At 73.1% G+C, this 21,370-nt stretch carries 18 protein-coding genes; 8 read left to right on the forward strand and 10 right to left on the reverse strand.

Features of this window, described 5'->3' with window-relative positions:
- Window positions 1-416: 416 nt before the first annotated feature.
- The 3 genes from ACIQZO_RS22350 to ACIQZO_RS22360 all read left to right on the forward strand — a co-directional run bounded on the left by ACIQZO_RS22350 (window position 417) and on the right by ACIQZO_RS22360 (window position 5,306).
- Window positions 417-1,043, forward strand: coding sequence for a YigZ family protein (locus ACIQZO_RS22350; protein ID WP_403628639.1), 627 nt, complete (start codon window positions 417-419; stop codon window positions 1,041-1,043).
- An 85-nt stretch (window positions 1,044-1,128) separates the two neighbouring features.
- The gene (locus ACIQZO_RS22355; RefSeq protein WP_403628641.1) at window positions 1,129-2,298 is read left to right on the forward strand and encodes an exonuclease SbcCD subunit D; all 1,170 of its coding nucleotides are present in this window, start codon (window positions 1,129-1,131) and stop codon (window positions 2,296-2,298) included.
- On the forward strand, window positions 2,295-5,306 hold the full coding sequence (locus ACIQZO_RS22360; RefSeq protein ID WP_403628644.1) for an AAA family ATPase: 3,012 nt from the start codon (window positions 2,295-2,297) through the stop codon (window positions 5,304-5,306). The genes ACIQZO_RS22355 and ACIQZO_RS22360 overlap by 4 nt, the downstream gene beginning before the upstream one ends.
- Here the strand turns inward: ACIQZO_RS22360 and ACIQZO_RS22365 are convergent.
- Entirely contained in the window at window positions 5,296-5,742 is a 447-nt protein-coding gene (locus tag ACIQZO_RS22365) for an Lrp/AsnC family transcriptional regulator (RefSeq protein ID WP_403628647.1), read from the reverse strand. The genes ACIQZO_RS22360 and ACIQZO_RS22365 overlap by 11 nt on opposite strands.
- A gap of 94 nt (window positions 5,743-5,836) precedes the next feature.
- On the opposite strand from ACIQZO_RS22365, the gene ACIQZO_RS22370 reads away from it, so the two are divergent.
- Window positions 5,837-6,352, forward strand: coding sequence for a rhodanese-like domain-containing protein (locus ACIQZO_RS22370; RefSeq protein ID WP_403628650.1), 516 nt, complete (start codon window positions 5,837-5,839; stop codon window positions 6,350-6,352).
- 89 nt (window positions 6,353-6,441) lie between these two features.
- On the opposite strand, the gene ACIQZO_RS22375 is transcribed toward ACIQZO_RS22370, so the two are convergent.
- The 4 genes from ACIQZO_RS22375 to ACIQZO_RS22390 form a co-directional block, all read right to left on the reverse strand.
- A complete protein-coding gene (locus ACIQZO_RS22375; protein WP_403628652.1) occupies window positions 6,442-8,145 on the reverse strand; it encodes a DUF885 domain-containing protein in 1,704 nt (567 codons plus the stop codon).
- Between the two features lie 294 nt (window positions 8,146-8,439).
- Window positions 8,440-9,921 carry a GNAT family N-acetyltransferase gene (locus ACIQZO_RS22380; protein ID WP_403628655.1) on the reverse strand — a complete coding sequence of 494 codons (1,482 nt, stop codon included), beginning with the start codon at window positions 9,919-9,921 and terminating at the stop codon, window positions 8,440-8,442.
- A gap of 129 nt (window positions 9,922-10,050) precedes the next feature.
- Window positions 10,051-11,619, reverse strand: coding sequence for an alkaline phosphatase D family protein (locus tag ACIQZO_RS22385; protein WP_403628658.1), 1,569 nt, complete (start codon window positions 11,617-11,619; stop codon window positions 10,051-10,053).
- Between the two features lie 239 nt (window positions 11,620-11,858).
- Window positions 11,859-12,710, reverse strand: coding sequence for an alpha/beta fold hydrolase (locus ACIQZO_RS22390; RefSeq protein ID WP_403628660.1), 852 nt, complete (start codon window positions 12,708-12,710; stop codon window positions 11,859-11,861).
- A 286-nt stretch (window positions 12,711-12,996) separates the two neighbouring features.
- Between ACIQZO_RS22390 and ACIQZO_RS22395 the strand changes: the two genes are divergently transcribed.
- Window positions 12,997-13,767, forward strand: coding sequence for a GntR family transcriptional regulator (locus tag ACIQZO_RS22395; protein ID WP_403628663.1), 771 nt, complete (start codon window positions 12,997-12,999; stop codon window positions 13,765-13,767).
- Between the two features lie 148 nt (window positions 13,768-13,915).
- On the opposite strand, the gene ACIQZO_RS22400 is transcribed toward ACIQZO_RS22395, so the two are convergent.
- From ACIQZO_RS22400 to ACIQZO_RS22410, 3 genes are all read right to left on the reverse strand, one after another.
- On the reverse strand, window positions 13,916-15,070 hold the full coding sequence (locus ACIQZO_RS22400) for an ROK family transcriptional regulator (RefSeq protein WP_403628665.1): 1,155 nt from the start codon (window positions 15,068-15,070) through the stop codon (window positions 13,916-13,918).
- 110 nt (window positions 15,071-15,180) lie between these two features.
- Window positions 15,181-15,831, reverse strand: a complete 651-nt coding sequence (locus ACIQZO_RS22405; RefSeq protein WP_403628668.1) for a response regulator — start codon at window positions 15,829-15,831, stop codon at window positions 15,181-15,183.
- Window positions 15,832-15,835: 4 nt separating this feature from the next.
- Window positions 15,836-17,008 carry a sensor histidine kinase gene (locus tag ACIQZO_RS22410; protein WP_403628671.1) on the reverse strand — a complete coding sequence of 391 codons (1,173 nt, stop codon included), beginning with the start codon at window positions 17,006-17,008 and terminating at the stop codon, window positions 15,836-15,838.
- Between the two features lie 108 nt (window positions 17,009-17,116).
- Between ACIQZO_RS22410 and ACIQZO_RS22415 the strand changes: the two genes are divergently transcribed.
- Genes ACIQZO_RS22415 through ACIQZO_RS22425 form a run of 3 tightly spaced genes read left to right on the forward strand, consistent with a single transcriptional unit; the run spans window position 17,117 to window position 19,293 of the window.
- Window positions 17,117-18,028 (forward strand): ABC transporter ATP-binding protein, encoded by a 912-nt coding sequence (locus ACIQZO_RS22415; RefSeq protein WP_403628673.1) that lies wholly within the window; start codon window positions 17,117-17,119, stop codon window positions 18,026-18,028.
- Window positions 18,029-18,065: 37 nt separating this feature from the next.
- Complete coding sequence (locus tag ACIQZO_RS22420; protein ID WP_403628676.1) at window positions 18,066-18,815, forward strand: ABC transporter permease; 750 nt, start codon at window positions 18,066-18,068, stop codon at window positions 18,813-18,815.
- Between the two features lie 40 nt (window positions 18,816-18,855).
- Window positions 18,856-19,293, forward strand: coding sequence for a hypothetical protein (locus ACIQZO_RS22425; protein ID WP_403628679.1), 438 nt, complete (start codon window positions 18,856-18,858; stop codon window positions 19,291-19,293).
- On the opposite strand, the gene mug is transcribed toward ACIQZO_RS22425, so the two are convergent.
- Both mug and purB read right to left on the reverse strand, forming a co-directional pair.
- Window positions 19,290-19,835: a G/U mismatch-specific DNA glycosylase gene (gene mug / locus ACIQZO_RS22430; RefSeq protein WP_403629023.1), complete on the reverse strand. Its 546-nt coding sequence runs from the start codon at window positions 19,833-19,835 to the stop codon at window positions 19,290-19,292. The two genes, ACIQZO_RS22425 and mug, sit on opposite strands and share 4 nt — an antisense overlap.
- Window positions 19,832-21,265: an adenylosuccinate lyase gene (gene purB / locus ACIQZO_RS22435; RefSeq protein WP_403628681.1), complete on the reverse strand. Its 1,434-nt coding sequence runs from the start codon at window positions 21,263-21,265 to the stop codon at window positions 19,832-19,834. The genes mug and purB overlap by 4 nt, the downstream gene beginning before the upstream one ends.
- Window positions 21,266-21,370: the final 105 nt, after the last annotated feature.

Raw genomic sequence — 21,370 nt, forward strand, 5'->3', positions numbered from 1 at the left:
TCGTCCCCGCCGACCCTGTCCGCTGCTCATCCAGCGCGTCGGACCGGCGCTCAGCGGCATCAACCGCGAAGAGCCGCGCGCGATTCCCCGGTACCGGTGCCGGTACCGGTGCCGGTACCGGTGCCGGTACCCGGCCGGTGCCCGAGGACACAGCCGAGGCCGCGCCCTGCCCGGCGGCGCCGAGCGTGCGCGCGCTGCAGGGCTTCCCGGAACTGCGGCCGCGTGAAGTGGGCATCACCGATACCGCCGGGACGTAGCCGCGCTGGGCCGCCCACCCGGCGCTCAGCACCGGGCCACCGCCCGCGCAGACGGCCGGATCAGTTCCCTCGGCCCATCCGGGCCCACGTACCGGTAGCTCCGCCCCCGCCGGTTCATGACCGCCAACCCAGCCCTCCACCAGCGCTTAGGGTGGTGAGGTGAAGGCAGACCAGTACGTGACGGTGGCCCGTGAGGGCGTGCACGAGTCCGAGATCAACCGCTCGCGCTTCCTGTGCTCGCTCGCGCCCGCCGCGACCGAGCAGGAGGCGCAGGACTTCGTCGCGCGCATCCGCAAGGAGCACCCCACCGCCACGCACAACTGCTTCGCCTACGTCGTCGGCGCCGACGCCTCGATCCAGAAGGCCAGCGACGACGGCGAGCCCGGCGGCACCGCCGGGGTGCCCATGTTGCAGATGCTCATGCGCCGGGACATCCGCTACGCGGCGGCCGTCGTCACCCGCTACTACGGCGGTGTGAAACTCGGCGCCGGCGGCCTGATCAGAGCCTACGGCGGGGTCGTCGGCGAGGCACTGGACGAGCTCGGCACCGTCACCCGGCGCCGCTACCGGCTCGCCACCGTGACCGTCGACCACCAGCGCGCCGGCAAGACCCAGAACGATCTGCGCTCCACCGGCCGGACCGTCGTGGACCTGCGCTACGGGGCCGCGGTGGAGATAGAGGTGGCCCTCCCCGAGGCCGACCTGCCCGCCTTCGAGGCCTGGCTCGCCGACAGCACGGCCGGCAGCGCCGGTCTCACCCTCGGCGGGGAGACGTACGCGCCCTGAGCGCCCCCGGGGACGGGTTAGCGTAGAGGGGTTCGGCGAGCGGGAGACGACCAGGGGGAGACGGCATGTGCGGCGGGGCCGGCGAGTGAAGTTCCTGCACACCTCCGACTGGCACCTCGGTCGGGCCTTCCACCGGGTCAATCTGCTCGGAGCCCAGGCGGTCTTCATCGACCACCTGATCGAGACCGTGCGCGCGCACGAGGTCGACGCCGTCCTCGTCGCAGGCGACGTCTACGACCGGGCCGTGCCCCCGCTGCCCGCCGTGGATCTGTTCGACCGGGCCCTGCACCGCCTCGCCGACCTCGGCGTGCCCACCGTGATGATCTCCGGGAACCACGACTCCGCGCGCCGCCTCGGGGTCGGCGCCGGGCTGATCGACCGGGCCGGGATCCACCTGCGGACCGATCCGGCCGGCTGCGCCGACCCCGTCGTACTGACCGACGTACACGGTGATGTGGCGCTGTACGGCCTGCCGTATCTGGAGCCGGCCCTGGTCAAGGACCAGCTCGGCGCGGAGAAGGTGAGCCACGAAGCAGTGCTCGGCGTCGCCATGGACCGCATCCGCGCCGACCTCGCCGCCCGCCCGCCCGGCACCCGCTCGATCGTCCTCGCGCACGCCTTCGTCACGGGTGGGCAGGCCAGCGACAGCGAGCGCGACATCACCGTCGGCGGCGTCGAGGCCGTGCCCGCCTCCGTCTTCGCCGGGGTGGACTACGCCGCCCTCGGCCACCTCCACGGCTGCCAGACCATCGGCGAACGGGTCCGCTACTCCGGTTCCCCGCTCGCCTACTCCTTCTCCGAGGCCGACCACCGCAAGACCATGTGGCTGATCGAGCTGGGCGCGCGGGGCGAGATCGCCCGCGCCGAGCGCGTGGATGCCCCCGTACCGCGCGCCCTCGCCCGGTTGCGCGGGCGGCTGGAGGACCTGCTGGAGGACCCGGCGCACCACGCGCACGAGGACGCCTGGGTCGAAGCCACCCTCACCGACCCGGTCCGACCCGACGACCCCATGGCCCGGCTCGCCGCCCGCTTCCCGCACACCCTCACCCTCGCTTTCGACCCCGAGGGCCGCCAGGAGGACACCGGCGCCTCCTACGCCCAGCGGCTGCGCGGCCGCACCGACCAGGAGATCGCCGAGGACTTCGTCGCCCACGTGCGCGGTGCAAGCCCCGTGGACGAGGCCGAACGAGCCGTCCTCCAGGGCGCCTTCGACGACGTACGCGCCGACGACAGCCACCGGGAGACCCACCGATGAGGCTCCACCGGCTGGCCGTCACCGCCTTCGGACCGTTCGCCGATCCCCAGGAGATCGACTTCGACGCGCTGTCCGGCGCCGGGATCTTCCTGCTGCACGGACCCACCGGCGCCGGGAAGACCTCCGTGCTCGACGCCGTCTGCTACGCGCTCTACGGTTCCGTGCCCGGCCCCCGCCAGGCCCCCGGCACCAGCCTGCGCAGCGACCACGCCGCCGACCGCACGCCGACCGAGGTCACCCTCGAACTCACCGCCGGCGGCCGCCGCCTGGAGATCACCCGCCGCCCCGAACAGGAGCGCCCGAAGAAGCGCGGTACGGGCACCACCAAGGACAAGGCCCAGAGCCGACTGCGCGAGCACACCGGCGAGGGCTGGGAGCCGCTCAGCCGCTCCCACCAGGAGATCGGCGAGGAGATCGAGCAGCTGCTCGGCATGAGCCGCGAGCAGTTCTGCCAGGTCGTACTCCTGCCGCAGGGGGAGTTCGCACGGTTCCTGCGCGCCGACGAGGCGGCCCGCGGCCGCTTGCTCGGCCGGCTCTTCGACACCCGCCGCTTCGCCGCCGTCGAAGCCCTGCTCGGCGAACGCCGCCGGGCCGCCGAGACGAAGGTCCGGGCCGGCGACGAGAAGGTGCTGCACACCGCGCAGAGGCTCGCCCAGGCCGCCGGGGACAGCGCCGACCTGCGGGCCTGGCCCATGCCCGGACACCAGCCGGGCGATCCCGGTCTCGCCGAAGCCGTCCGGGCCTGGGCCGCCGTCGCCCGGTGCGCGGCCCGCGAGCGCCTCGACGTCGCCGCGTACGCCCTGGCCGCCGTCGAGAGCCGGCACGCCGCCGCCCGGCTGGCCGCCGAGGACGCGCGGGAGCTCGACCGGCTGCAGCGCCGGCATGCCGAGACCGTCCGCCGGGCCGCCCTGCTTGCCGATTCCGCACTCGAACGGGACCGGGTGCGCGGCCTGCTGGACCGGGCCCGGCGGGGCGCCCTGGTGGCCCCCGCCCTGGAGTTGCGCGGCGCCGCCTCGGCCGCCCACCTCGCCGCCGCGCACGCCGAGGCCTCCGCCCGGGCGCAGCTGCCGCCCACGCTGAAGGAGGCGGGCGCCGAGCAGCTGGGTGACGTCGAGCAGCGGCTGCGCGAGGCCCTCGGCGCGCTCGGCGCGGCCCAGCGGGCCGAGCAGCGCAGCGCCGAGATCGGCCGCGAACGCGCGGACCTGGAACGGGAGTCCCGGGCTGCCGAGGAGCAGCACCAGGAGTCCGCCGAGTGGCTGGAGGGCTGGGAGGCGACCCGGACCGCCCTGCAGGAACGCGCCGACGCCGCCCAGCAGGCCGCGACCCTGGCCGAGCAGCTCGCGGGCCGGCTGGAGCCCGCCCGCATGCAGCTGAACTCCGCACGCCGACGGGACGAGCTCGACGCGAGTGCGGAGCGCGCCGGGCGTGAGCTGCTGACGGTGCGCGAGGAGTCGGCCGCCGCCCGGGAGCGCTGGCTGGAGCTCAAGGAGGCCCGGCTGCGCGGTATCGCCGCCGAGCTCGCCGAGGCACTGGTGGCGGGAGAGGCCTGCACCGTGTGCGGATCGGCGGAGCACCCCGCTCCGGCCCGCCCGGCCCCCGGCCACGTGGACCGTGCGGCCGAGGACGCCGCCCACGCCCTCTTCGAACGGGCCGAGCAGGCCCGGGCCGCCGTGGAGCGCAGGCTCGCCGCCGCGCAGGAGGCCCGCGCCGAGGCCGCGGCCGCCGCCGGGGAGGCCACCACCGCCGAACTCCTCGACCTGACCGCCGACCTGAGTGCCCGCCACGGCGCCGCCCACACCTCGGCCGCCGCATTGCACACCGCCCGTGAGCAGCTCGCCCGGGCCGAGCGGGAGCACGCCGCGCGCAGCGCCGACCGGCAGGGCGCCGAGACCCGCGCCGCCGCCAGGGCCTCCCGGCGCGAGGCCCTCGACCGCGAACAGGCCGGGCTGGAGGCCGAACTCGCCCTCGTACGGGACGGCGCGCCCACCGTCGCGGCCCGCGCCCGCACCCTGGAGGACCGGGTCCGGATGGTCTCCGGCGCGGCCACCTCGCTGCGCCGCGCCGAGAGCACCGCCGCCCGGCTGAAGGAGGCCGACGACCAGCTCGCCGACGCCGCCTTCAAGGCCGGCTTCGACACCATCGAGGCCGCCGCCGACGCGGTGCTCCCCGAGTACGAACGCACCTCGCTCCAACACCGGCTGGACGCCTGGCAGACGGAGGAGACCCTGCTGGTGGACCGCCGCGGCGAGAGCGGCGCCGCCCAAGCGGCAGCCCTGCCCCCGGCCGCACCGGACGCGGCCGAGGCGTATGCGGCCTCGGCCGCGGCGAAGCTTCGTACTGCGGGGTCGGCCGCCGACGCGGCCCGGGTGCGCTGTACGGAACTGGACCGGCTCTCCCGGCAGGCCGAGCAGGAACTGCGCGCGCTCGGCCCGCTGCGCGAGGCCTACGGCCGGGTGGCCAGGCTGGCCGGACTCACCGCGGGCACCTCCGCCGACAACGAGCGCAAGATGCGCCTGGAGGCCTACGTGCTGGCCGCCCGGCTGGAGCAGGTGGCCGCCGCCGCGACGGTACGGCTGCTGCGCATGTCCGGCGGCCGCTACACCCTCGTGCACTCCGACGTGCGGGCGAGTGGACGCGGGCGCTCCGGCCTCGGACTGCACGTGGTCGACGCCTGGACCGGCAGCGAGCGGGACACCGCCACCCTGTCGGGCGGGGAGACCTTCTTCGCCTCGCTCGCCCTGGCCCTCGGCCTCGCGGACGTGGTCACCGACGAGGCGGGCGGCATGCGCCTCGACACCCTCTTCATCGACGAGGGCTTCGGCAGCCTCGACGACCAGGCCCTGGACGAGGTGCTCGACGTCCTGGACTCGCTGCGCGAGCGGGACCGCAGTGTCGGCATCGTCAGCCACGTCGCCGACCTGCGGACCCGGGTCCAGGCCCAGCTGGAGATCGTCAAGCAGCGCGGCGGCTCGGTGGTGCGCCACCGGACGGCGGCGCTCACGGACTGAGCGGCCTGCGGGGCAGGGGAGAGGAGTAGACGACGCTCGTCGTCACCGGTCCGAGGCCCGAGATCCGGCCCGTGACCTCCTCCAGGTGCGCCATCGAGCGGGCCGCGACCTTGAGGACGAAGCAGTCGTCGCCGGTGACGTGATGGGCCTCCAGGATCTCGGAGGTGGACTCCAGGAAGTCGTGGAAGGGCTTGTAGTTGCCGTGCGGGTAGCGCAGCCGCACCAGCGCGAGGATCGCCTTGCCGAGCTTCTCCGGATCCACCACCGCCGTGTAGCCGGTGATGATCCCGCTCTCCTCCAGCCGGCGGACGCGCTCGGTGACGGCGCTCGCGGACATGGACACGGCGCGGGCCAGCTCGGTGAAACTGGCGCGCCCGTCCCGCTGGAGGGCCTCGAGGATCCGCCAGTCGGTGGCGTCAGGGGAATAGTCGGTCATGGTTCAGGTCTAGCAGGGGATTCCCCGGCCGGACAAGAAAAAGGCCGGGGAAATCCACTTCCGGCGGTGATCAACGGATCATAGATTTCAGGCCATGACGACGACGCAGAACGCCTCCTCCGCCCCCGCCTCCACCAACCCCGTACTCCGCGTGCCCCCGGCCTCCCCGGCCGCGGCAGCCGCGTACTTCGCCGCGAGCCTGGCCTTCCACGCGGACGTGTCGGACGTTGCCGCCGCCTTCCGGGCCCACCGCGAGCAGGGCGCCGAGCTCGGCTTCCAGCTCGTCGACTCCCGCTCCACCCCGTCCTGGGACCAGGCCCACGTGCCCGGCGCCGTCCACCTGCCCACCGCCCTCGTCCCCGAGCAGGCCGAGCGGCTGCTGGACAAGGACATCCCCGTGGTGACGTACTGCTGGGGCCCCGGCTGCAACGGAGGCGCCCGCTCCGCCCTTGCTCTGGCCGAACTCGGCTTCCAGGTCAAGGAGATGCTCGGCGGCATCGAGTACTGGATCCGCGAGGGCTTCGAGGTCGAGACCTGGCAGGGCGCCCAGCAGCGCGCCGGGGCCGACCCGCTCACCGCGCCGACCGACTCGGACGACTGCGGCTGCTGAGCCGCCCGTCACGCGGACGGGCCGCTCACCCCCGGGGGATGAGCGGCCCGCCCGTCGTACGCCGTCCGCCGCGGGGCGGACCGGGGCCGTCAGAGCTTCGACAGCTCGTCCACCAGGTCGTCCAGACCCAGCGAGCCCTGCGACAGCGCCGCCATGTGCCAGGCCTTCAGGTCGAAGGAATCGCCGCGGGCGGCCCGCGCGTTGTCCCGGCCCAGCAGCCAGGCGCGCTCGCCCAGCTTGTAGCCGATCGCCTGCCCCGGCATGGACAGGTAGCGGGTCAGCTCGCTCTCGACGAAGTCCGCCGGGCGGCCGCTGTGCAGGCCGAAGAACTCCTGCGCCAGGTCCACCGTCCACGTCTCGCCCGGGTGGAACGGCGAGTCCGCCGGGATCTCCAGGCCCACGTGCATACCGATGTCCACGATGACCCGCGCCGCGCGCATCATCTGGCAGTCGAGGTAACCCAGGCGCTGCTCGGCGTCCTTGAGGTAGCCCAGCTCGTCCATCAGCCGCTCCGCGTACAGCGCCCAGCCCTCGGCGTTGGCGCTGACCACGCCGACGGTGGCCTGGTACCGCGAGAGCTGGTCCGCCACGTGCGTCCACTGCGCGAGCTGCAGGTGGTGGCCCGGTACGCCCTCGTGGTACCAGGTCGACACCAGGTCGTACACGGGGAAGCGGGTCAGACCCATGGTGGGCAGCCAGGTGCGGCCCGGGCGGGAGAAGTCCTCCGACGGGGAGGTGTAGTACGGGGCCGCGGGACCGCCCGGCGGGGCGATGCGGGACTCCACCTTGCGGACGCGCTCGGCGAGTTCGAAGTGGGTGCCGTCGAGGTTCTCGATGACCTCGTCCATCAGGCCCTGGAGCCAGGCCCGGACCTCGTCCACGCCCTCGATGTGGGCGCCGTGCTCGTCCAGGTGCTTGAGCACCTCCCAGGGGCCGGCGCCCGGGAGGATCTTGGCCGCCTCGGTCTTCATTTCGGCGAGCAGCCGGTGGTACTCCGACCAGCCGTAGGCGTACGCCTCGTCCAGATCCAGGTCCGTACCGTTGAAGAAGCGGGCCCAGCGGGCGTACCGCTCGCGGCCCACGGTGTCCGGCCGGCCCTCGACGGCGGGCGCGTAGACGGAGGTCATCCAGTCGCGCAGGTCGACGACGGCGGCGGTCGCACCCGCGGCCGCGGCATCCAGCTCGGCGCGCAGGGACTGCGGACCGGAGGCGACGAAGCCCTCGAAAAAGGGCGCCTCGGAACCGTCCTGGCCGGCCCAGGTGGTGAGCTGGCCGATCATGGTGGTGGTGGCGCGGGGCCCGCCGTACAGGCCGCGCTCCAGGCCGAGTCCGAGGCTCTCGCGATAGCCGTCGAAGGCGGCCGGTACGGCGCGCAGGCGCTCGGCGATCGCCGCCCAGTCCTCGTCGGTGTCGGCGGGGGTCAGGGAGAACACCTCGCGGACGTAGTGCGCGGGGCTGTGGATGTTGCTGACCGCGGACAGGTCCTCGTCGGCCTCGAGGACGGCGAGCTCGGCGGTGAGGCGCTCGCGCAGCAGCCGGGCGCACCGGCGTTCGGCGTCGCTGTCGGCGCCGGGCACTGACTCGGCGGCGTCGAGTCGCGCGAGGGTCTCTCGGGAGAGCTCGGCGACGGCCGCGCGGCCGGCCGGGGAGAAGTCCGGGAGCTTGCCCGAACTCGCGGCGACACCGAGGTAGGTGCCCGTGATCGGGTCGAGGGCGATGAGGTCGTCGACGTACGCGTCGGCCACCTGGCGGGGCAGCCGGGGTGCGCTGCCGTTGTGGAGGATCTCTGACATGCGGCCATCTTCGTATGTGGGACGTGTTCCCGTCATCACCCATTGCCGTCGGCCTGCTGACGGGGGCCGGAGCGGGTGCGGCCGTATGTGCGGGGATCGGTCAACCAGCCCCGTGTGTAAGCGACTTCGTGGCTCCGGGGCAGAATTCGCCGGGGGTGGGCACGCGCAGTTTGGCCGGATCCAGCTGTCCGCGGACCCGGCGGGATTCCGCGGGATTCCCCGGGAGCCCACGGGGTGCGGCCGGATCCCGCCCGGAGCCGGTACCCGTGGAGGGTCCCGGTCCGGGCCGATCGTTCAGTGGCGGCGCGGGGGAGCCGGCTGCTCGTACGGGAGCTCGTGGGGCAGCCGGGAGCTGACGGGTGTGGCGTCCAATCGGGCCGTGATCACCAGGGTGCCCTCCTCGATCTGGTAGTCGAGGGGGAGGCCGAGGCCGCGCATGGCGGCGACCATGCCGGTGTTGGAGGCCTGGGTGACGGCGTACACGCTGTCGCACCCGGCCTCGACGGCCATCGAGATGATGCGGCGCAGCAGCTCGGACCCGATGCCGCGGCGCTGCCAGTCGTCCTCGATGAGCAGCGCCACCTCGGTCTCGTCGCCGTCCCACAGCAGGTGGCCGAGGGCCACGAGCTTCCCGGAGGCGGTGGTCGCGGCGAGCGTGCGGCCGAAGCGGGGGCTCAGCAGGTGGCCGAGGTAGCGGTCGGCGTCGGCGACGGGCCCGTGGTAGCGCAGCGACAGGGTGCGCTCGGAGCAGCGGTCGTGCATGGCGCGGGCCGCCACCAGGTCGGAGCCGTCGGCGCGGCGCACGGTGATCTCGTTGCCCTCGGGCAGGGTCAGCACGTCCTGGCTGCGAGGGACGCGGGGGCCGAGCCGGGCGTCGAGCTCGACGAGCGCGCGGGCCCTGGCGAACTCGGTCGGGGTGAACGGGAGGTACGGCCGCTCCACGGTGATCGCACCGCCGGAGGGGTCGCGCAGCCGCATGACGGTGGCCTCCAGGACCCCCTCGACCGGGGCGTCCGCACCGGCGTTGGGGCGGCCGGAGAGGGTGGTCGCCGGGATCGAGTGGATCGTGCAGCGGCCGAGCAGCTGGCGCAGGGCGAGGGGGAGTTCGGCGGCGTCCAGGGCGGTGCGGGTGGCCAGACCCAGGACCCGGGTCGGGGTGTCGACGAGGTCGTGGGCGTCGGCGCGCTCGATCCAGGTGCTGTGACCGCCGGCCCGGGAGATGGCGCGGGCGAGGTCGGCGGACGGCAGTTGCTGCGGGGCGCGTAGTAGGAACTCGTCGACCGTGCCGCCCTCGGGGAGCGGGTGAGCCTGGAGGGTCAGGATGTCCACGCTGTTACGGGCGAGGGCGGTGCAGAGGGCGGCGAGGGAGCCCGGCTCGTCCCGTACGGTCGTGCGCATCCGCCAGAGGGCGGTGCTGCTGGCGGTCGAGGCCGAGTCCGAGTCCGAGTCCGAGGTCGCGGTCGAGCGCGAGGTCGACGTCGCGCTCGTGTCGGAGGTGGTCGGCGTGAGCGGCTCCGGATCGCCGGACACCGTGGTCGGCGGCGGCGGCGGTGCATGGCTGTGGCGCCGCGCCCACCAGGTGTGGAAGGCCGCCGTCACCAGGAGCGCGACGGCCGAGGCGATGAGCATGATCGGGCCCCGTGGGCCGTGCACGACGAGGTTGGCGATGCCGTCGGCGACCGCGACCGCGCAGAACAGTGCGGCGAGTTCGACGATGTCGCGGCGCCAGTGGTGGCGGTGGGGACGGTGGGCGGAGGCGAGGTTACGGTCAGTCATGCACACCACTGTGGCGCAGGGGTGTTGCGTGATCACGAACGATCTGTGACCGACTGGTTAAGTGTCCATCTGGCCGATTTCATCCAGTTTTCCGGGATGCGCGTCCTGGGCACTGCCGCGCCTCGGGCGCTACTGGCCCACGCGCCCGGGCTGGAGGGTCCGCCTGAAGAGCACGTCCCCGCCCTGGCGGCGCAACCGGACGGTGAGCTCCCCGCTGCCGCCGTCGATGTCGACCTCCCCGTAGTACGGAGGGTTTTCCGAGGGCGACATGTTGGCGAAGGAAGCCGACTGCACATAGGCCGTCTGCGGGCCGAAGGTGGCATCGAGCCGCCCGGCCGGGAAGGCGCCGGCACCGATCGGGCCGGACACGAACTCCCAGAACGGCGCGAAGTCGGTGAAGGCCGCCCGCTCGGGCGCGTAGTGGTTCGCCGCGGTGTAGTGCACGTCGGCCGTGACCCAGACGGTGCCCGTGATGCGCCGGTGCTTGATGTGCCGCAGGAGTTCGGCGATCTGGAGCTCGCGGCCCAGCGGAGCTCCCGGGTCGCCCTGGGCGACGGCCTCGAAGTTCGCGGCGCCGTCGGGGACGACGATGCCGAGCGGCATATCGGCGGCGATCACCTTCCAGGTCGCGCGGGAGCGGGAGAGCTCGCGCTTGACCCAGGCGAGCTGTTCGGCGCCGAGGATGCCGACGGGGTCTTCCGCCTGGGTGCCGGGGGAGTTGGCGTTGCGGTAGGTGCGCATGTCGAGCACGAAGACGTCGAGCAGCGGGCCGTACCGCATCACGCGGTACATCCGGCCCTCGGCGCGGCCGCCGCGCAGGTCGGTGACGGGGAAGTACTCCCCGAAGGCCTGGCGGGCGCGGGCGGCGAGGGTGTCGGCCTCCTTGACGGTGTAGCGGGGGTCGTCGATCAGCTGGCCGGGGTACCAGTTGTTGCGCACCTCGTGGTCGTCCCACTGGGCGAGGACGGGGACCTGGGCGTTGAAGCCGATCAGGCTGCGATCGAGCAGGTTGTAGCGGAAGTTCCCGCGGAACTCGGCGAGCGTCTCGGCGACCTTCGCCTTCTCCTCGGTGGTGACGTTGCGCCAGAGGCTGCCGTCGCGCAGGGGAGCGGTGGCGCTGATCGGCCCGTCGGCGTAGATGGTGTCCCCGCTGAAGAGGAAGAAGTCGGGGTTGCGCAGCCGCATCTCCTCGAAGACGCGGTAGCCGCCGAGGTCGGGGTTGATGCCCCAGCCCTGGCCGGCCAGGTCGCCGGACCACAGGAAGCGCACGTCGTGGCGGCGGGAGACGGGGGTGGTGCGGAAGGTGCCGTGGACCGGCGGGGAGCTGCGGCGGGGGTCGTCGGGGTCGGTCAGGACGACCCGGTAGTGGATCTGCTGGCCGGGCGGCAGGTCGCGCAGGACGGTGGTCCCGGTGAAGTCGCTCGACGGGCCCAGCAGCGGGCCGCGGTGGCGGCGTACGGCGTAGCGGAACGCCTCGCTCGGGGAGGTTTCGACGTACATCCGCGCCAGGCGGTCGGAGCGGGTCCACACGGTGGCCGAGTGCGCGGTGATCTCGCCGGACTGGACGCCCCAGAGCGCATTCGGCCGGCCGGAGCGGGCGAAGGCCGGGGCCGCGAGGGCGGGCGCGGCGATCAGCGCGGAGGACAGGGCGAGGGATCCGCCGATGAGGGACCGTCGGGTGTGCGGGATCGATGCCATCGGTACGTCTCCTGGGGCCGGCGAGGACGGGTCGGACCAGCGTGCCGTCGCACACCGGCCCGGCCGCGTCGCCCACGCGAACCGCGGATGAACAGCCGTCAGCCGCTCATTCGTCCCTCTGTACTGGCATTTCGGCCGCCTCGGCCGGTTCGGGCACCTTGGATGGCCGGTCAGTCGGTTCGGCCGGCCGGTTGGTTCAGCCGCTACGGTCGGTCAGTCGGTTCGGCCGGTTCGGGTGGTCAGGCGACCGCGAGCCGTGCGCTGCGGGCCGTGTCCAGCACCACCCGGGAGACGAGTGCCGGATCGTCGTTCATCGGGACGTGACCGCAGCCGGGGAGCCGGATCAGGCGAGCGCCGGGGACGGTCTGCTTGGCGCGGACGCCCTGGCGGCGCAGCAGCAGCCGGTCGCGGGTGCCCCAGGCGATGGTGACCGGCAGACCGGGCACGTCGTCGGTGAACCGTACGGACCCACCCGCGGCCAGGGTGTCCTCGAATCCGGTGGCGTCGCGCAGGGCGAGGGTCTCGGCGACGACCGCCTCGGCCGGGCGGCGGGACGGGCGGGCGTAGATGGTGCCGGTGAGTGCGGCGCGGCCGGCGGCCGTGCGCGAGAGCCTCCGCACGGCGGGGAGGGGGAGCGCCTTGGCGCCGGCGCGCATGGCGAGGAGCGCGGCGAAGGCGTAGCGGCGCTCGCCCTCGGTCCAGAACCCGGCGGGGGAGAGTGCGGTGATGGAGCGGACGAGGTTGCTCCGGCCCATTTCGAGGGCGAGCAGGCCGCCGAGCGAATTGCCCGCGACGTGCGGGCGTTCGACGCCGAGCGCCGTGCAGAGCGCCCCGAGGGCCGGAGCCACGGTCCCGAGGGAGTACGGAACGCCCTTGGGCAGGGGCTCGGAGGCGCCAAAGCCGGGCAGGTCCACGGCGATCACGTCGTGCTCGGCGGCCAGGATGTCGATGACCGGGTGCCAGGCCTGGCGGTGGTGGCCGATGCCGTGCAGCAGGAGGAGCGGTTCGCCCGTGCCCTTGCGCTCGTAGGCGACGGTGGAGGTGCGGGGGCCGAGCGGCGAATCGATCGTGAAGGAGACCGTGGCGGTCATGCTGCTCCTCGTCGTTGGCGCGTGCGAGACAGGATGTCAGTAATGCCTACCGCCATGATTACCGTCCGGTAGCCCTTGACTACAAGCCTTCTGTACCGACGGGAACATCCTATGAACGGCTTGATACGTATGCCCGTTCTGCCCGGCAAAGGTATGAGCATTGGTCTTGACCAAGGGGGTGTGCCGTCCTATCGTCGCAGGGATAGTGCAGGAACCTTTAATAAACAAAGGCGCGGAACTGCCGCTGAAACACACGGCGAGTGCAGCGATGGCAGGAGGAGTCAGGGTGGGGACCACGCAGCTCGAAACGGCGCCGGAGCCGAAGTACTGGCACCTCAAGACCGTCCTCAGCGAGGCGCTCGACCAGGACTTCGCCGTCGGCGAGGTGCTGCCCAACGAGCGTGATCTCGCGGCCCGCTTCGGCGTCGCCCGCGCGACCCTGCGCCAGGCGCTGGAGCAGCTGGAACTCGAAGGCCGGCTGCAGCGTCGCCGTGGCGTCGGCACCACCGTCGCCCCGCCGCGCGTCGGCGTGGCCGTCGGCAGTGCGCAGCACAGCTGGCCCGGCGAGAGCGTCGACGGCTGGGAGCCGCTGGACGCGGCCGAGACGCTGCCGACGCCCGCCGTGCTCAAACTCCTCGGCACCGGTGGCGCCTTCGCCGCCGACCAGCCGGTGCACACGGTGCGCCGGACCCGGGCCACGCACGGCCAGGCCGTCGCCGCCGAGCTGCTCTACGTCCCGGCCGCCTCGGTGCCGGGACTGCCCGCCATCGAGGCCCCGGCCGGCCCGGCCCGTGCCCGCGCCGTCCTGCGCGAGCTGCAGCGGCTGGTACTCGACGGCCAGGACCGCTCCGTGGAGCTCGGCTCCGCCCGTGCCGACGACGCCAGGGAACTGGACCGCCTGCCCGGCGCCCCGGTGCTCCTGGTCACCACGCGCTACTTCACCGCCGCGGGCACTGCGGCCGTCTCGGTGGCCACCTACCGCGCGGACACCTGCCGCCTCACCTTCGGCGACTCGGGCAACGTCGAGATCACCCACGAGCCGCGCGTCGCGTCCTGACGACGTCGCGTCCTGACGACGTCGCGTCCTGACGACGTCGCGTCCTGACGACGTCGCGTCCTGACGACGCGAAACGGCCCGGCCCCCGTTGCTGTGGGGGCCGGGCCGTTCCGCGTCGTACGGGGTGCGCCGGGTGCGCGGGATGCGGTCAGCGGCGGGCGGTGACCGTCTTCTCCACCGCGAAGAGCTCCTCCTCGACATGGTCCAGCGCGAGGCGGAGGGCGCCGGTTGCCACCGCGGCCTCGCCGAGCATGGACTGGGCCACCCGCGGCGGGCGCAGGCAGTAGCGCTCCAGCTCCTGGCGGAGCGGCTCCAGCACCCCGTCCAGGCCGGCCGCCCAGCCGCCCACGACCACCAGCTCCGGATCCATCGCCAGGACCAGAGCCGCCACGTCGTGCACCAGCCGCTGCAGGAACCGCTCCACGGCGGCCACCGCCCGCTCGTCGCCCCGTTGGGCCATGGCGAAGACCTCGGCGACGGCAGGCTCGTCCAGCGGATGCAGGGGCTCACCGGTCGTCGACAGCAGGCGCTCGGGCGTGGCCTCGCGGCCCAGCAGGTGCAGGGCGCCGATCTCGCCGGCCGCGCCGCCGAAGCCACGGTGCAGCCGGCCGCCGATCAGGGAGCCCGCGCCGGGGCTGAGCCCCGCCATCACGAACACCATGTCGCCGGTGTCCCGAGCGGCGCCCTTCCAGTGCTCGGCGACCGCCGCCGCATTGGCGTCGTTCTCCACCTGGACGGGGCAGCGGAACGAGCGCCGCAGCCGTTCCCCGAGCGGCAGGCCGGTCCAGCCGGGCAGCGCGGTGCCGAGGCGGACCGTGCCGTCCGCCTCCACGATCCCGGGGCTGCCGACCCCGACCGCCCGCAGCGAGTCCCGCGGCACCCCGGCACGGCGCAGCAGATCGGCGACGGCCGCCCGCACCCGCTCCAGCCGCTCATCGGCCGACGCGCTCTCCGCGACGTCCTTGGTACCGGCCCCGATGACACGGCCGTCCAGCCCGGACAGCAGCACCGCGATCCGGTGCGAGCCGATCTCGATGCCGAGCAGATGCCCCGCCTCGGTCCGGAAGCGGAAGCGCCTCGCAGGGCGGCCTTGGCGCCGCGCGCCCTCCTCCGCGTCCGCCTCGACGACGAGCCCGGTCGCGATCAGCCCCTCCACCACGCCCTCGACGGTCGGCCGGGAGAGCCCGGTCAGCCGCGTGAGGTCGGTGAGGGTCGGCGATCCGGCCGTCCGCAGTGCGCGCAGCACCACGGCGGAATTGATGCGCCGGAGCAGAGAGGGGTCCCCGCCGGTCAGCTGCCCCAACGTGTGTCCTCCCAGCTGGCGAGCCTGTCAGCCGGATCGTACTGCCCGCCCGCTGTGTCGGCGAGAAGCAGCCCCCCATCGGCCGGAAGCAGCCCTTCCCCCGGAGGGGATCAGGCGGGCGAGACGAAGCCCGACTCGTACGCCGTGATCACCGCCTGTGTCCGGTCCCGCGCCCCCAGCTTCGCCAGGATGGCGCTGACGTGGGACTTGACCGTCTCCGTGCCGATGATCAGTTCGGCGGCGATTTCCACGTTGGTGAGTCCGCGCGCCATCAGCCGCAGAACGGCCTCTTCCCGCTCGGTCAGGGCGGCCCGCTCCAGCGTCGCCCGGGCCTGCCGGTTCCCGTACTCCGCGGCCAGGGCCCGTACGGCCGCCGGGAAGAGCAGCGTCTCGCCCTCCGCCACCAGCCGTACCGCGTGCACGATCTCCGAAGGCCGGGCTCGCTTCAGCAGGAAGCCGTCCGCTCCCGCCCGCAGTGCCTGGTAGACGTACTCGTCGTTCTCGAAGGTGGTCACCACGAGGATTTTCGGTGGGGAGTCCACGGTCCGCAGCACCGCGCGGGTCGCCTCGATCCCGTCGAGGAGCGGCATCCGCACGTCCATGGCGACCACGTCCGGCCGCAACTGCCGGACGAGCGGGATCACGGAGGCGCCGTCGGCCGCCTCACCCACCACTTCGATGTCGGGCTGGGCGTCCAGGACGGCGCGCAGACCCGCGCGCACCAGGGGTTCGTCGTCGACGAGCAGTACGGTAACCGGCATCCGGTCAGCGTATTCGCTCCAGCGGCAGCCGGGCGCGCACCCTCCAACCCCCTTCGTACAGACCGGTTTCGGCCTCCCCGCCGAGCAGCGCGGCACGCTCACGGATCCCACGCAGTCCGCTGCCGCCGCCGAGCGTGACCCCGGGCCGATCCGGCAGCGGATTGGTCACCTCCAGGTCCAGCCCGGCCGCGGTCAGCTCCACCCGCACGCGCACCGGCACCGGGCCGCAGTGCCGCAGCACGTTGGTCAGCGACTCCTGCAGGATCCGGTACCCCTCCCGGGTGACCGATGCCGGCAACTTCTCCAGGGCACCCGTCAGTTGCGCGTCGACGGCGGAGCCCGAAGCCCGGGCCGACTCCAGCAGCCGGTCGGCCTCCGCGAGCGTCGGCCATTGCGACGGCGACGGTCCGGACTCCCGCAGGACCCCCAGCACCCGCTCCAGATCCTCCAGCGCGGCGCGGCCGGTCTCCTCGATCGCGCGCAGGGCCCGCTCCGTGAAGACGGGGTCCCCCGTGGCGCGCGCCGCGCCCGCCTGCACGACGGCGACGGTGAGCGCGTGCCCGATGGAGTCGTGCAGCTCCCGCGCGATCCGGGTGCGTTCCAACAGCTGCTCCGTGCGCGCCTCCAGCGCGGTCAGCCGCTCGGCCGCCGACGGGCTGAGCAGGCGGGTGGCGACCGCGGTGATCAACTCGCCGAGCAGGGACACGACGACGATGAGGAGCACCAGCGGCACGGGGACGAGCAGAGCGGCGGCCCAGCGTGCGGGCACGAACGGAAGGAAGTCGGCGCGCATCGGATGCCCGACCGCGATCGCGATGAGCTCCACGGCGATCGTGGGCAGACAGACGGAGGCGCCGACCGCACCGACAGCGGTGACCATCCGAGTCTCCAGCCACAGCACCGTGCGCCAGCGGTCCCCCCAATGCGCCGACGGAGCCAGGCTTATCGCGCTGTCGGAGGGGTCGCGGTCGTACGGGGTGAGCAGGAACTGCGCCTGAAGTCCCTCCGCCAGCCGCACCCAGGGCACCAGTCCGAAGGGCAGGATGAGCAGCATGGGCCCCCACGGCCACTCGGGCACGATGAACATCCATATGGCCAGCAGCAGCAGAGGCACGCAGAGATGCAACCAGCGTGAATAGGTCACTGGTTGAAACGGGGCCCGCAGCAGTCTGTACATGACTCCATGGTGGCAGTGACCCGGTCAGGGCCGTCTCCCCCATGCGGGGGAGACGGCACCCTCGCATGGGGGAGGGAGGGGGGTGGGGCCGGCGGCGAATCTTGAGCCATGAACAGCATCGAGATCCGAGAACTCACCAAGCGATACGGCACCCACCGTGCGGTGGACGGCCTCACCTTCGATGTCCTGCCCGGGCGGGTCACCGGATTCCTGGGCCCCAACGGCGCGGGGAAGTCCACCACGATGCGCCTGCTCCTGGGCCTGGACCGGCCCACATCCGGCACGGCCACCATCGGCGGCCGGCACTACGTGGACCTCCCGGACCCGCTGCACCGGGTCGGCGCCCTCCTGGACGCCCAGGCGGCGCACGGCGGGCGCACCGCCCGTGACCATCTGCGTCTCCTGGCCGCGGCCGGCCGTGTGCCCCTGAGCCGGGTGGACGAGGTACTGGAGCAGGCCGGCATAGCCTCCGTCGCCAGGAAGCGGATCAAGTCCTTCTCGCTCGGCATGCGCCAGCGCCTCGGCATCGCCGCCGCGCTGCTGGGCGACCCAGGAGTGCTCCTGCTGGACGAGCCCACCAACGGCCTCGATCCCGAGGGCATCATCTGGATCCGAGAGCTGATGCGCTCCCTCGCCGCGGAAGGACGCGCCGTCCTGGTCTCCAGCCACCTGATGTCGGAGACCTCGGCGCTGGCCGACCACCTGGTGGTTCTCGGCAACGGCCGGCTGCTGGCCGACACCTCGATGGAGGAGTTCATCGACGCCCGCAGCACCCCGAGGGTGCGCCTGCGCACCTCCGACCCGGTCCGGCTGCGGGCCGCCCTGGCCCGCGACGGCTTCGAGCTGGTGACCTCCGACGGCGGGCGATGGACCGTCGAGGGCATACAGGCCGAGCGGCTCGGCGGCCTGGCCGCCCGTGAAGGGGTTCCCCTGCTGGAACTCTGCGACGAGCGTGCCTCACTCGAGCAGGCCTACCTCGACCTCACCGCCGATCACGCGCAGTTCACCGCAACCCACTGACCGCACACCCGCTCCCGCACTCTCTGGAGGCTTCGCCATGAGCGCCGCTCTGCCCGCAACCGCCGTACTGCACTCGGAATGGATCAAGATCCGGTCCCTCCGGGGCACCTTCTGGTCGCTGATATCCATCCTCATCGCCACGGTGGGCATCCAGGCGCTGACGGCCGCGGCGCTGGGCCGGGCCGAGGAGGGAAGCATGGGGGAGGATCCGCTCCTCGCGTCCTTCTACGGACTCAACTTCGGCCAGATAGCGGCCATCGCCTTCGGCGCGACCGCTTTCTCCGCCGAGTTCCACAACGGAGCCCTGCGCACCAGCCTCACCGCCGTGCCCGACCGCACCCGCTTCTACCTGTCCAAGATCTCGATGCTGGGCGCGCTCGCCCTCGTCGTCGGCCAGTTGGCCGGACTGCTGACCTTCGTGGCCGGCCAGGCCTTCATGGGGCAGTACGCCCTCGAACTGGGTGACCCCGGCACCGTGCGGGCCGTCGTCGGCTGCGGGCTCTACCTGACGCTGATGACGCTGTTCGCGGCCGGACTCACGGCGGTACTGCGCAGGGGGGTGGCAGTCCTGAGCATCCTCATACCCTTTGTCGTCATGGTGTCCTTCATCGTCGGCTCGGCGGCCAGCGGGGTCGGACGGTTCATGCCCGACCGGGCCGGACAGGCGATGATGCGCAGTCAGTCGTACGGCGACCTCGGCCCGCGGGCCGGGCTGGGAGTACTGGCGCTGTGGGCGGGAGCCGCGGTGCTGGGAGGCTGGCTGGCGGTGCGCCGCAGGGACGCGTGACGCCGGGCCAGTTGTCAGTGGCCCTCGGGATACTGACGGTATGACCACGGCAGAGCACCTCGACACGATCGACCGGCTCAGGGCTAAGGAGTTCCCGCCCGAGCCGGTCCGGACCGGAGGAAACAGCAGCGGCCCGGGATTCCACCTGGTCCAGCTCGCCAGGACACAGGACTTCTGGGACGACGACGGCACCGGCCGGATCGAGGCGGCCGACCAGATGGGCGCCGAGTACGGGGCGCTCGCCCAGGCCGCGACCGACCGGTGGGGCGAACCGCAGGTCTTCGCTCTGGGCACGCTGAGGGACCGCCGGTTCGACGGGGAGGAGATACCGCAGCCATGGGGGGAGATGGGAAACAGCACCGACCACGTGCACCTGTGGCGGGTCGGGGACCAGTGGCTGGTGGCCTATGTGGCGCAGTGGGACTCCGAGGACCCCTACCTGCTGATGGCAGGGGTCACCGTCACCGACCCGCCCTAGCCTTCGGAAGCCTCGGCGGCCGTGCGCAGGTGGGCGTACTCCTGGGCCATGGACTCGGCGGTCCAGTGCGCGTTGAGACCGCTCGGGTTGGGGAGGGCCCAGATGCGGGTGGAGCCGATGGTCCGCTCCTGGGGGCCGATCTTCGCCTTCGGCTCGCCGAAGGCGGTGCGGTAGGCGGTCACGCCGACCACCGCCAGCCACTGGGGGCGCAGGAGCTCCACCTTGGCCGTCAGGATGCGGCCCCCCTCGCGGAACTCCTCGGCGCTCAGCTCGTCGGCGCGGGCCGTGGCCCGGGCCACGACGTTGGTGATGCCGAGACGGTAGGTCAGCAGCTCCTCCTGCTCCGCCGGGGCCAGCCGGCGCGGGGTGAAGCCCGAGAGGTGCAGGACCGGCCAGAACCGGTTGCCGGGGCGTGCGAAGTGGTGGCCCGTCGCGGCGGAGAGGAGTCCGGGGTTGATACCGCAGAAGAGCACACGCAGACCGCCCGCGACCACGTCCGGGAGGACGCGGTCGCGGGCGGCGTTCAGCTCGTCGGGGGTCAGAGGATCGACCCCGGCGCGTACCCTGCGGCCTCCGGGTGCTCCTTGGCGATCGCCGCGATACGGGAGACCACCACCGCGACCTGGTCGCCCGCGGCGCCGGTGAAGGACAGCCTGTCGGCCATCAGCGCGTCGAGCTGGGCACGGTCCAGGGGCATCCGCTCGTCGGCGGCCAGCTTGTCGAGCAGCTCGTTGCGCTCGGCGCCCTGCTCGCGCATGGCGAGGGCGGAGGCCACCGCGTGCTCCTTGATGACCTCGTGGGCGGCCTCGCGGCCCACGCCGGCCCGCACCGCGCCCATCAGGACCTTGGTGGTCGCGAGGAAGGGCAGGTAGCGGTCCAGCTCGCGGGCGACGACCGCCGGGAAGGCGCCGAACTCGTCGAGAACCGTCAGGAAGGTCTCCAGCAGGCCGTCGAAGGCGAAGAAGGCGTCCGGCAGTGCCACGCGGCGCACCACGGAGCAGGAGACGTCGCCCTCGTTCCACTGGTCGCCGGCCAGTTCGCCGGTCATCGAGGCGTAGCCGCGCAGGATGACCATCAGGCCGTTCACGCGCTCGCAGGAGCGGGTGTTCATCTTGTGCGGCATCGCGGAGGAGCCGACCTGACCGGGCTTGAAGCCCTCGGTCACCAGCTCGTGGCCCGCCATCAGGCGGATCGTCTTGGCGATCGAGGACGGGGCGGCGGCCAGCTGTACCAGCGCGGTGACCACGTCATAGTCGAGCGAGCGCGGGTAGACCTGGCCGACCGAGGTGAAGGCCTGGGCAAAGCCGAGGTGCGTGGCGATCCGCTGCTCCAGGTCGGCGAGCTTGGCGGCGTCGCCGCCGAGCAGGTCGAGCATGTCCTGGGCGGTGCCGACGGGGCCCTTGATGCCGCGCAGCGGGTAGCGGCCCAGCAGGTCCTCGAGGCGGGCGTAGGCCACGAGCAGCTCGTCGGCCGCGGTCGCGAAGCGCTTGCCCAGGGTGGTCGCCTGCGCGGCCACGTTGTGGGAGCGGCCGGCCATGACCAGCTCGGCGTGCTCGCCGGCCAGCTTGCCGAGGCGGGCGAGGACGGCGACCGTGCGGTCCCGGGCGAGTTCGAGCGAGAGCCGGATCTGCAGCTGCTCGACGTTCTCGGTCAGGTCGCGGGAGGTCATGCCCTTGTGGACGTGCTCGTGACCGGCGAGGGCGTTGAACTCCTCGATGCGGGCCTTCACGTCGTGCCGGGTGACCTTCTCGCGCTCGGCGATGGAGGCGAGGTCGACGGTCTCGAGGACGCGCTCGTAGTCGGCGAGGGCCTCGTCCGGGACCTCGATACCGAGGTCCTTCTGGGCGCGCAGCACGGCGAGCCACAGCCGCCGCTCCAGCGTCACCTTGTACTCGGGGGACCACAGGACGGCGAGCTCCGCGGAGGCGTAGCGGCCGGCCAGGACATTGGGGATGCGGGGCTTGGCAGTCACGTGGAGGGAGTTTACCCCCCGTCCATGGAGGACCGCACATGTCCATGGCTTGCAGGAAAATGCAGGTCACGGGGCCATCACGGAGCGGTGAGCGCGTGGGTTTGT

The sequence above is a fragment of the Streptomyces sp. NPDC097617 genome (genome assembly GCF_044761485.1).
In the GTDB taxonomy this organism is placed as follows: domain Bacteria; phylum Actinomycetota; class Actinomycetes; order Streptomycetales; family Streptomycetaceae; genus Streptomyces.

Coding starts and splice junctions, on each gene's coding strand:
- ACIQZO_RS22360 (WP_403628644.1), top strand. CDS start 2,295: ATGAGGCTCCACCGGCTGGCCGTCACCGCCTTCGGACCGTTCGCCGAT.
- ACIQZO_RS22365 (WP_403628647.1), bottom strand. CDS start 5,742: ATGACCGACTATTCCCCTGACGCCACCGACTGGCGGATCCTCGAGGCC.
- ACIQZO_RS22370 (WP_403628650.1), top strand. CDS start 5,837: ATGACGACGACGCAGAACGCCTCCTCCGCCCCCGCCTCCACCAACCCC.
- ACIQZO_RS22375 (WP_403628652.1), bottom strand. CDS start 8,145: ATGTCAGAGATCCTCCACAACGGCAGCGCACCCCGGCTGCCCCGCCAG.
- ACIQZO_RS22380 (WP_403628655.1), bottom strand. CDS start 9,921: ATGACTGACCGTAACCTCGCCTCCGCCCACCGTCCCCACCGCCACCAC.
- ACIQZO_RS22385 (WP_403628658.1), bottom strand. CDS start 11,619: ATGGCATCGATCCCGCACACCCGACGGTCCCTCATCGGCGGATCCCTC.
- ACIQZO_RS22390 (WP_403628660.1), bottom strand. CDS start 12,710: ATGACCGCCACGGTCTCCTTCACGATCGATTCGCCGCTCGGCCCCCGC.
- ACIQZO_RS22405 (WP_403628668.1), bottom strand. CDS start 15,831: ATGCCGGTTACCGTACTGCTCGTCGACGACGAACCCCTGGTGCGCGCG.
- ACIQZO_RS22410 (WP_403628671.1), bottom strand. CDS start 17,008: ATGTACAGACTGCTGCGGGCCCCGTTTCAACCAGTGACCTATTCACGC.
- ACIQZO_RS22415 (WP_403628673.1), top strand. CDS start 17,117: ATGAACAGCATCGAGATCCGAGAACTCACCAAGCGATACGGCACCCAC.
- ACIQZO_RS22420 (WP_403628676.1), top strand. CDS start 18,066: ATGAGCGCCGCTCTGCCCGCAACCGCCGTACTGCACTCGGAATGGATC.
- ACIQZO_RS22425 (WP_403628679.1), top strand. CDS start 18,856: ATGACCACGGCAGAGCACCTCGACACGATCGACCGGCTCAGGGCTAAG.